We start from the raw sequence: 10,916 nt of genomic DNA, 5'->3' as shown, positions 1-10,916 counted from the left end.
ATCGTTATTGAGAGGCACGAAGCAATCTGATACTTTCAAGCTAAAACTAAAGTTGTAAATAGTATTTATAAGATTGCCACAGTCGCATTTTCCATTTCATTTCAAATGCTTCTTCGCAATGACGTGTTTAAGCATCATAGTGGAATCTAAGAAAATATTTTTTTCAAACAGAGGTAATGATAGTATTCAGCACGATAATATTCTGCATTTCAACTTCGCTCAATGACCGGTTACTGAGCGGTGCCGAAGCACAGAATGACGACTTTTAAAACAGCCTCTTTTTTTAACAAAAATTCATTAATTTAGAAAACTAAATAATATCCAATAAAATTGATTTCAAGAGAAACCATAGACAGAGTTTTTGAAACCGCCAGAGTAGAGGAGGTTATTGGTGAATTTGTTCAGCTAAAAAAAGCAGGAAGTAATTTTAAAGGACTAAGTCCTTTTTCCGAAGAACGAACACCCTCATTTATGGTATCTCCTGTAAAGGGAATTTGGAAGGATTTTAGTACGGGAAAAGGTGGTAATGTTGTTTCTTTTTTAATGGAGCAAGAGCATTATTCATATCCAGAAGCCATTCGTTATTTAGCGAAAAAATACAATATTGAAATTGATGAAATTGAACAAACTGATGAGCAAAAACAACATGCCGATGAGCGTGAAAGTATGTTTTTGGTTTCAGAATATGCACGTGATTATTTTCATAAAAACTTATTAGAAGACCCGCAAGGAAAAGCAATTGGTTTAAGCTATTTTATAGAAAGAGGTTATACGGAAGAAACCATAAAAAAGTTTCAATTAGGATATTCTTTAAACGAGTGGGAAGCCTTTACTTCAGAAGCGATAAATAAAGGATATAATTTAAAATATTTAGAATCTACTGGACTTACAATTGTAAAACAAGATTCACAAAACCCGAACAACACCAAACAATTCGATCGATTTAAAGGGCGTGTTATGTTTCCAATTCATAGTATGAGTGGACGCGTACTTGGATTTGGAGGTAGAATTTTAACCAACGATAAAAAAGCTGCAAAGTATTTAAATTCTCCTGATAGCGATATTTACCATAAAAGTAATGTGTTATATGGAATTCATTACGCAAAACAAACCATTGCACGCGAAGATAATTGTTACTTGGTTGAAGGTTATACCGACACTATAACCTTGCATCAATGTGGTATTGAAAACGTGGTTTCTTCATCTGGAACGGCACTTACAGAAAATCAGATTCGTTTAATAAACCGTCTCACAAAAAATATTACTATTTTATTTGATGGTGATGCAGCCGGTATTAGAGCTTCTATTAGAGGTATTGATTTAATACTTGAGCAAGGAATGAATGTGCGTGTTTTAATGTTTCCAGATGGTGACGATCCAGATAGTTATGCAAAAAAGGTAAGCCAAGAGGAATTAAAACACTACTTAGAAAATAATTCGCAGGATTTTATAAACTTTAAGGTTTCTTTATTAATGGAAGAAGCTAAAAATGATCCTGTTAAAAAAGCGGGTTTAATTCGAGATATTGTAATTAGTATCTCAAAAATTCCAGATAGAATTCAGCGCGAAGTTTATATTCAGGAATGTTCCAGAATAATGGATATTTCTGAAAATGTACTTTTTAATGAATTGGCTCAGATTGATAATAAAGCACAAAGAGACGCTTCAAAAAGTTCGGCTAGAACACCTAGTAATTATAATAGTGGAAATCGTCCAGATCCTAACGAACCTCCAATGGATGTGTTGTATCCGGAAATGTTGCAATTACAAAAAACACCACTATCTGAAAAATTTAATGAACTGCAGAAATATGAACGCGAAATAATTAAAATTTTGTTGCTTTATGGTAATAATGAAGTTGATTTTGTAGATTTTGTTGAAGAAGGTGAAGTTGATGGTAGGGATTTTCACGCATTAAAAAAAGAACATTTTCAAAATTTAGTATCAAAAGAAATCTATTTAAATTTACAAGATGATGAAGTTGAGTTTACGGACGAAACATTTAAACAGATCTATTATGATGTTATTAATCAGCTAAATCAAAATAAAAATATATCTGTTGATGTGTTGGTAAATCACATAAACCCAAAAATATCAAGCTTAGTAACTAATATTTTAATGGACGATGAAAAGCATGTTTTAAGCAATTGGGAACGTAAAGATATTGCGGTAAAAAGTAAAGAAAGCGACCTTTCTAAAATGGTGCTTGATGCAATTTATAATTTAAGACGTGTACTTATAGAAGAAAAGATTAGCTCTTTAATATCAAATGTAACCGAGGATAGCGAGCGCGAGCAAATTTTAGAAACAGTAGTAAATTACATAGGTTTAAAACAACGTTTGTTTGAAAGGTTAAATAGGGTAGTTTAACTATATTCGATCTTCTAAAACAATTGCCCCAGAAAATTCCTCCTTAATAAGTAATAAAACTCGATCAGCTTCTAACTTCGTTTCAAAATTTCCAACTTGAGTTTTCCACTCTGGTTGTTTGTAGATAATACTGGTTTTATACTCAGGAAATGCACTCTGAAAATTACTTTTTATTTTATATGCCTGACTTTCCGAGCCATTATAAAGTTGAATTTTATAAACTACAGTATTTTTATTTTGTTGATTATAATTTCTTTTTTGGGAAATTAAATTCTCAATTTTATCAGCTTCATTTTGAGCAAACGCAACACTACTGGCTATTAAAAGAGCTAATATTAAACCAATATGTTTTTTTTTAGTTAGAAACTTCATTATTTTAATTTTTTTCAAATTTAGAGTATTCATTATTAATGTAAAAGGAAAAGGGCCTTATTTAGAATCAGTATAAATTAACTTTAACACAATTTTTAGATTTTTAGTTTTACTTTTAAATAGTACTTTTGTGAAATCATTTTTAAATAATGACTTTTATCATTAATTTATTAATGAAAATATTGTACCAAACAAGAAAGAAAAGATTTTTTTTAAGTATGAAAAGTGTGAAAAAACACAGTCCATTATCAAGATTAGTCAATAGTAGTCTTGCTTTCCTTTTATTATTTTCACTTAGTTTATCAGCACAGCAAGCCGATGTAGCGAATGGAGAGAAACTCTTCAAAGCAAATTGTGCCGCTTGCCATAAACTCGATAAAAAATTAGTTGGTCCTGCATTAAAGGGAGTAACTGATAAAAGAGAACAAGATTGGTTAATTGCCTGGATTAAAGATAGTCCAGGAATGATTAAGTCAGGAGATAAACTAGCAATTCAGGTTTTCGAAGAAAACAATAAATTGCCAATGACAGCAAATCCACATTTATCTGACCAAGATATTGTAGATATTTTAGAATATACAAAAGGTGAAGAAGCTGCACCAAAAGCTGCACCGGTTGCTCAAGAAGTTGACCCAGGTGTAGAACGAGGAAAACAAATTTTTAAAGTTAATTGTGCTGCCTGCCATAAAATGGAAGGCAAATTAATTGGCCCAGAATTGTTTAAAATCACAGATAAGCGTGAGCCTGAATGGTTAAAAGCTTGGATTTTGGATAACAATGCGCTAGTTGCTTCGGGAGATAAGTTAGCAAAAGAAGTGCAAGATAGTAATCCTGCAGCTATGACACCTTTCCCTCAATTAAGCGATCAGGATTTAGATGATTTATTAAAATATTTTGCTGTTGGAGATGTTAAAGAAGTTGCAGTTGCAACAACAGATGCTTCAAGTGAACAGATTTTTAATAAGCCTGGTTTTGGTGTTTTACCAACTTTAGGTGTTACAATATTGGTCTTTTTATTACTTTCATTAATTGTTGCTGCTACCACTAATAAAAAAGTGGAAGAAGGAGAAGAATCAACAGAAAGTATGTTGAAATCAATGATTTTCAATCCTTTCTTACGTTTTTTAACTGTAATTTTTCTTTTATTAGGAGGCGCATGGTTTTTCTTTGGATGGTTAATGCAAATTGATTTAAACGAAGGATATCAGCCAATTCAACCAATTGCATTTTCACATGCAATTCACGCTGGTGATAATAAAATTGATTGTCAATATTGTCACTCTTCAGCAAAGCACAGTAAAACTTCAGGAATTCCTACAGCAAATGTTTGTATGAATTGTCACGTTTCAATATCTGAATATACGGGACCATTATTTGGAGATTATTCAAAAGAAGATTTAGATAATGAAATTCAAAAAATCTACGATGCTGTTGGTTGGGATAAGGATAATATGAAATATATTGAAGGATACGAGCAAAAACCTATAGAATGGATTCGAATTCATAATTTAGCTGATTTTGCTTATTACAACCACGCACAACACGTAACTGTAGCAGGTGTCGATTGTCAGAAATGTCATGGTCCTGTAGAAGAAATGCACGAAATGCATCAGTTCTCTCCGTTAACAATGGGATGGTGTATAGACTGTCATAGAGATACAGAAGTTGACTTAACTGAAAATGGATATTACAAAAATATTCACGATCAATTAGCTAAAAAGTACGGTGTAGAAAAAGTGACAGCCGCTCAAATGGGAGGTTTAGAATGTGGAAAATGTCACTATTAATATTAATTACGAAGTAAATAACCAAATATAGAATGGCATCAAACAAAAAATACTGGAAAAGTGTTGAAGAGCTAGATACAAAAAGCTCTATTGTTGATACGTTAAAACAAAACGAGTTTGTTGAAGAAATTCCTACTGATGAATTTTTAGGGAATAAGGAGAATTTAGAAACTTCATCAACAACGCGTAGAGACTTTTTAAAATACGTTGGATTTACAACTGCAGCTGCATCTTTAGCTGCTTGTGAAGGTCCCGTTGTTAAATCAATTCCTTATGTAATTAAACCAGACGATATTATTCCTGGTGTTGCTGAATATTACGCAACTACAATGGCAAATGGTTTTGATTTTGCAAATATTTTAGTAAAAGTTAGAGAAGGACGTCCAATAAAAATTGAACCTAATAAAGACGCAAACGGAAGTACTAATGCACGTGTGCAAGCATCTGTTTTATCATTATATGACAGTCTTCGATTAAAAGGTCCAAAAGCAAATGGCTTAGAAATATCTTGGGCTGATGCTGATAGTCAAATTATTTCAAAATTAAATGAAGTAAAAGAAGCAGGGTTGCCAATTGCAGTTTTAACAGGAACTTGCGCAAGTCCTTCAACCAAAAAATTGATAAATAATTTAGGTGAAACTTTTGGTAACGTTAATCATGTAGTGTATGATGCTGTTTCAGAGTCTGCTGCATTAGATGCTTTTGAAGCACTATACGGAACTAGAGCATTACCAGATTATAATTTAGAAAAAGCAGCTGTTATTGTTTCTATTGGAGCAGATTTCTTAGGAGATTGGCAAGGTGGAGGTTTTGATGCTGGTTATTCAAAAAGTCGTGTTCCAGCTAATGGGAAAATGTCGCGACATATTCAGTTCGAGTCTAATATGACTTTAACTGGTGCAAATGCTGATAAACGTTTTATGGTAAAACCATCTGAACAAAATTTAGCACTTATAAAATTATACCAAGCGGTTGTTAAAGGAATTGCTTCAAGAGAAGCTACCCCTTTAAACGATGCTGTTCAAAAAGCTGCAGCTCAAATAAAAGCAGCAGGTAGTAAGGCTGTTGTTGTAACTGGAATTCAAGATAAAAATGCACAATTATTAGCGTTGGCAATTAACCAAGCTATTAATAGTGAAGTTATAGATGTTGTTACAACTAGAAATGTAAGAAAAGGAAATGATGCTGCTGTTGCTCAACTAATTGCAGATATGAATGCCGGAAAAATTGGAGCTGTAATTATAAATAATTCTAATCCAGTTTATTCTTTACCAAATTCAAATGAGTTTGTTGAAGGATTGAAAAAAGTAACATTATCTGTAGCATGTTCTATGCAAGATAATGAAACAGCAAACGCTGTTCAATATGCATTAGCAACACCACATTATTTAGAATCTTGGGGAGATGCTGTTATTAAAAAAGGTCAGTATAGCTTAATGCAACCAACTATTAAACCATTATTTAATACACGCCAGTTTCAAGATACTTTATTAACTTGGACAGGAAGTACTTCAACATATTACGATTTCTTAAAAGAATCTTGGAATACAGAAGTATTAGAAGGTAAATCTTGGAATCAAGCCTTACACGATGGAGTTTTTACGGTTGACATTCAAGAAGAAGAAGCTTTTATTAGTGAAGTTAATATTGATGCTGCTGGTTCTGAATTAGCAAAAGTTAAAGGAAGTGATTTTGAACTTTCACTTTATACAAAAACTGGTTTAGGTGATGGACAAATGGCAAACAATCCTTGGTTGCAAGAATTGCCAGATCCAATTACTAGAACATCTTGGGATAATTACTTAACAATGTCTAAAGCAGATGCTGAAGCGCTTGGAGTGATAAATCATAATGTTGCAAACGGTGCTTTAAACGGTAGCTTGGTGGAAATGTCTGTAAATGGTATTTCTGAAGTATTACCAGTTTTGATTCAACCAGGACAAGCGAAAGGCTCTTTAGGTTTGGCTTTAGGTTACGGACGTAAACAAGGTTTAAAATCAGAAATGCAAACTGGAAAGAATGCATACCAATTTTACAAAGAATTTAATAATCACCAACCTGATGTAACGTTAAAGTTAGTTGAGGGTGAACACGAATTTGCTTGTGTTCAGTTACACAATACTTTAATGGGTAGAGGTGATATTATTAAAGAAACTACCATTGATGATTATAACAATGTTGATTCTAAAGAATGGAATGTTGTACCTGTAGTATCTTTGGATCATAATGAGGTTGAGGCAACATCTGTAGATTTGTGGGAAGCTTTTGATAGATCTGTTGGTCATCATTTTAACTTATCAATAGATTTAAATGCGTGTACTGGATGTGGAGCTTGTGTTGTTGCTTGTCACGCTGAAAATAATGTGCCAGTTGTTGGTAAAGAAGAAATAAGAAAATCTAGAGATATGCACTGGTTGCGTATTGATAGATACTATTCTCACGAAGAAGATTTTGCAGGAGATAATGAATTAAAAGATAACGGAACTGGAGTTATTGGTTATAAAGATACTATGGCAGCTTTAGAAGATCCTTCAGAAAATCCTTCGGTAGCTTTTCAACCTGTAATGTGTCAACATTGTAACCACGCACCTTGTGAAACAGTTTGTCCTGTTGCGGCAACTTCTCATGGTCGTCAAGGTCAAAATCAAATGGCATATAACCGTTGTGTTGGTACAAGATATTGTGCAAATAACTGTCCTTATAAAGTACGTAGATTTAACTGGTTCAATTACCCAAATAATAGTGAATTTGACTACAATATGAACGATGATTTAGGTAAAATGGTGTTAAATCCAGATGTTACTGTTCGTTCACGTGGAGTTATGGAAAAATGTTCTATGTGTATTCAAATGACACAGGCAACAATTTTAAAAGCTAAGAAAGAAGGAAGGCCAGTAAACACTAACGAGTTTGAAACTGCTTGTTCTAATGCTTGTACTAATGGAGCTATGGTTTTTGGAGATGTAAATAAGCATGAAGATACAGTTGCAAGTTTAGCAAAAGATAAAAGAGCATATCATTTACTTGAGCACGTAGGTACAAAACCAAATGTGGTTTATCATGTAAAAGTTAGAAATACACAAGAAGCATAAGAATATTAATAAAAGATAATAATTAAATTAGAATATGTCGTCTCATTACGAAGCACCTATTAGAAGACCTTTAATTGTTGGGGATAAAAGCTATCACGATATCACTGTGGAAGTTGCAGCTCCTGTTGAAGGTAAAGCAAATAAATTATGGTGGACAGCTTTTACAATTGCACTATTAGCCTTTCTTTGGGGTATAGGGTCAATTATATACACCATTGGAACAGGAATTGGAGTTTGGGGATTAAATAAAACCGTAGGTTGGGCCTGGGATATTACCAACTTTGTATGGTGGGTAGGTATCGGTCACGCTGGTACTTTAATTTCTGCTGTATTGTTGTTGTTCCGTCAAAAATGGAGAATGGGTATTAACCGTTCTGCAGAAGCAATGACCATTTTCTCTGTTGTTCAAGCAGGTTTGTTCCCAGTAATCCATATGGGACGTGTTTGGAATGCACATTTTGTATTACCAATACCAAACCAATTTGGTACTCTTTGGACTAACTTTAACTCACCATTATTATGGGATGTTTTTGCAATATCAACTTATTTATCAGTTTCATTAGTTTTCTGGTGGACTGGTTTATTACCTGATTTTGCAATGTTACGTGATAGAGCTGTAAGACCTTTTCAAAAGAAAATTTACAGTTTATTAAGTTTTGGTTGGACAGGTAGAGCTAAAGACTGGCAACGTTTTGAAGAAGTATCTTTGGTATTAGCAGGTTTAGCTACACCTTTAGTACTTTCGGTACATACAATTGTATCTTTTGACTTTGCTACTTCAGTTATTCCTGGTTGGCATACAACAATATTCCCTCCTTACTTTGTTGCGGGAGCGGTATTCTCAGGATTTGCAATGGTAAATACCTTGCTTATTATAATGAGAAAAGTTTCAAATTTAGAAGCTTACATCACAAAACAACACATTGAATTAATGAACATTGTAATTATGATTACAGGTTCAATAGTGGGTTGTGCATATATTACTGAGTTATTTATAGCTTGGTATTCTGGTGTGGAATATGAACAATACGCCTTTTTAAATAGAGCAACCGGACCTTACTGGTGGGCCTATTTATTAATGATGAGTTGTAACGTGTTTTCTCCACAATTTATGTGGTCGAAAAGATTAAGACAAAGTATTACATTCTCATTTATTATCTCAATAGTGGTAAATATTGGAATGTGGTTTGAACGTTTTGTAATTATTGTAACTTCATTACATAGAGATTACTTACCATCATCTTGGACAATGTTCTCACCAACATTTGTTGATATAGGAATTTACGTTGGAACTATAGGGTTCTTCTTTGTTCTATTCTTATTATATGCAAGAACCTTCCCTGTAATTGCGCAAGCAGAGGTGAAATCCATTTTAAAATCTTCTGGAGAAGCTTATAAATTATTTAGAGATGCTGGAGGTAAAAATCCTGCACCTGCTAAGAAAATAACTAAAACTGTAAAAACTACTCCTAAAGTGGTTGTTGAAGATGCTTCAGAACAAAAAAATACTTTATTAGGAACTCTTGGTGTATTTGATGCAGCAACCCAAACAGCTGATGATTTAAAACTTATTAGTGGTGTTGGACCTAAGTTAGAAAAAACATTAAATACTATTGGTATTTATAGTTTTAATCAAGTTAGTAAAATGACTGAAAAAGAATATGATTTGTTAGACTCACTTTTAGATTCATTTAAAGGAAGAGCAAAACGAGATGATTGGGCAGGACAAGCTAAAAAATTAAAAAATAACGGGTAATTATGAGCTCAAAAGTAATACAAGCAATGTATAATGATGATGATATCCTAATGGATGCCGTTAAAGAAGTGCGTGCAGCAAATCATCATATTGAAGAAGTTTATACACCATTTCCAGTTCATGGGTTAGATAAAGCTATGGGGCTTAAAGGAACACGAATTGCAATTACTGCATTCTTGTACGGCTGTGTTGGTTTTTCATTCTCTATTTGGATGATGAATTATATGATGATAGAACAATGGCCGCAAGATATAGGTGGTAAACCAAGTTTTACATTTTTTCAAAATATGCCAGCTTTTGTTCCAATAATGTTTGAAATGAGTGTGTTTTTTGCAGCACATTTAATGGTAATTACTTTTTATATGAGAAGTAGATTATGGCCATTTAAAGAAGCAGAAAATCCAGACCCTAGAACAACAGACGATATGTTTGTAATGGAAGTAGCTGTAGATGAAAATGAGCAAGAGTTAGTTTCATTTTTAGAAAATACAGGAACTGTTGAAATTAAAGTAACTGAAAAGTAGAAATTAAAATGAAGAACATTTTAAAAATAACAATAGTAGTGGCTTTCTTATTTAGCTTATCATCTTGTTGGGGTGATAAATCTAAGCCAAACTACCAGTATATGCCAGATATGTATAAGTCAGTTGGTTATGAAACCTATACTGAAAATCCTAATTTTTCAAATGGCATGACATCGCAACTTCCAGTTGAAGGAACTATTGCAAGAGGAGATGTGCCGTATGAATATGAAAATACAAACGAAGGGTACGATGCTGCGAAATTAGACCTTAAAAACCCTTTAGAACTTACTGAAGCTAATTTAGATAATGGAAAAAAAATGTTCGATATCTATTGTATATCTTGCCACGGTAAGGCAGGGGCAGGAGATGGGGTTTTGGTGCAAAGAGAAAAAATATTAGGAATACCTAACTATAAGGATAGAGATATTACTGAAGGGAGTATTTACCATGTAATTATGCACGGAAGAAATACAATGGGCTCTCATTCTTCTCAATTAACAACTAAGGAACGTTGGCAAGTAACTATGTACGTGCAACAACTTAGAACTGAATTATTAAAATAACACTTTTACTAAGATAGAATTTAAAGATATGTATACCTTTTCAAGTAAATTAAAAACATTTTCTTATGCCTTAATAATAGTAGGTATTTTAGGTGTTGCTTATGGTTTTTTTAATACGCCAAGCTCAGTTGAAGATGTTAAAATAATGCTTCAAGAAAGTCATGATACTCATGGTGAAGTTGCAGCGGATCAAAATGAAATGCACGCTAATGATAATGATTTAAACGATACTGCACATTCAGATGATGTTCATGCAGAACATGCTTATCATTATTTAAAGAATAAACCTTGGTCAGCATTGTATGTTGCATTGTTTTTCTTTTTTATAATTTCATTAGGAACATTGGCCTTTTACGCAATACAACACGCTTCTCAAGCAGGTTGGCCAGTTGTACTTTTTAGAGTAATGGAAGCAATAACGGCTTATTTACCGATAGGTGGAATTTTGTTAT

General features: G+C 33.1%; 7 protein-coding genes and 1 pseudogene. 7 read left to right on the top strand and 1 reads right to left on the bottom strand.

Annotated features, from left to right (window positions below):
- The first annotated feature begins 330 nt into the window (after window positions 1-330).
- Window positions 331-2,370: a DNA primase gene (dnaG, locus tag AB1Z17_RS13020; RefSeq protein ID WP_368052210.1), complete on the top strand. Its 2,040-nt coding sequence runs from the start codon at window positions 331-333 to the stop codon at window positions 2,368-2,370.
- Here the strand turns inward: dnaG and AB1Z17_RS13015 are convergent, their stop codons facing one another.
- On the bottom strand, window positions 2,371-2,760 hold the full coding sequence (locus AB1Z17_RS13015) for an SPOR domain-containing protein (RefSeq protein ID WP_368052209.1): 390 nt from the start codon (window positions 2,758-2,760) through the stop codon (window positions 2,371-2,373).
- 209 nt (window positions 2,761-2,969) lie between these two features.
- On the opposite strand from AB1Z17_RS13015, the gene AB1Z17_RS13010 reads away from it, so the two are divergent.
- The 6 genes and pseudogenes from AB1Z17_RS13010 to AB1Z17_RS12985 form a co-directional block, all read left to right on the top strand.
- Window positions 2,970-4,529, top strand: a complete 1,560-nt coding sequence (locus AB1Z17_RS13010) for a c-type cytochrome (RefSeq protein ID WP_368052208.1) — start codon at window positions 2,970-2,972, stop codon at window positions 4,527-4,529.
- A gap of 32 nt (window positions 4,530-4,561) precedes the next feature.
- Complete coding sequence (locus tag AB1Z17_RS13005) at window positions 4,562-7,621, top strand: TAT-variant-translocated molybdopterin oxidoreductase (RefSeq protein ID WP_368052207.1); 3,060 nt, start codon at window positions 4,562-4,564, stop codon at window positions 7,619-7,621.
- Between the two features lie 34 nt (window positions 7,622-7,655).
- Window positions 7,656-9,377: an NrfD/PsrC family molybdoenzyme membrane anchor subunit gene (nrfD, locus tag AB1Z17_RS13000; RefSeq protein ID WP_368052206.1), complete on the top strand. Its 1,722-nt coding sequence runs from the start codon at window positions 7,656-7,658 to the stop codon at window positions 9,375-9,377.
- A 2-nt stretch (window positions 9,378-9,379) separates the two neighbouring features.
- The gene (locus tag AB1Z17_RS12995; protein ID WP_134248895.1) at window positions 9,380-9,901 is read left to right on the top strand and encodes a DUF3341 domain-containing protein; all 522 of its coding nucleotides are present in this window, start codon (window positions 9,380-9,382) and stop codon (window positions 9,899-9,901) included.
- 8 nt (window positions 9,902-9,909) lie between these two features.
- Window positions 9,910-10,464, top strand: coding sequence for a cytochrome c (locus AB1Z17_RS12990; protein ID WP_368052205.1), 555 nt, complete (start codon window positions 9,910-9,912; stop codon window positions 10,462-10,464).
- 28 nt (window positions 10,465-10,492) lie between these two features.
- Window positions 10,493-10,916, top strand: a pseudogene (locus AB1Z17_RS12985) (quinol:cytochrome C oxidoreductase); the annotation flags it as partial.

Origin of the sequence: Lutibacter sp., from assembly GCF_040883305.1 — a bacterium.
GTDB lineage: Bacteria > Bacteroidota > Bacteroidia > Flavobacteriales > Flavobacteriaceae > Lutibacter.
This window is presented reverse-complemented; position numbering and strand designations above follow the sequence as displayed.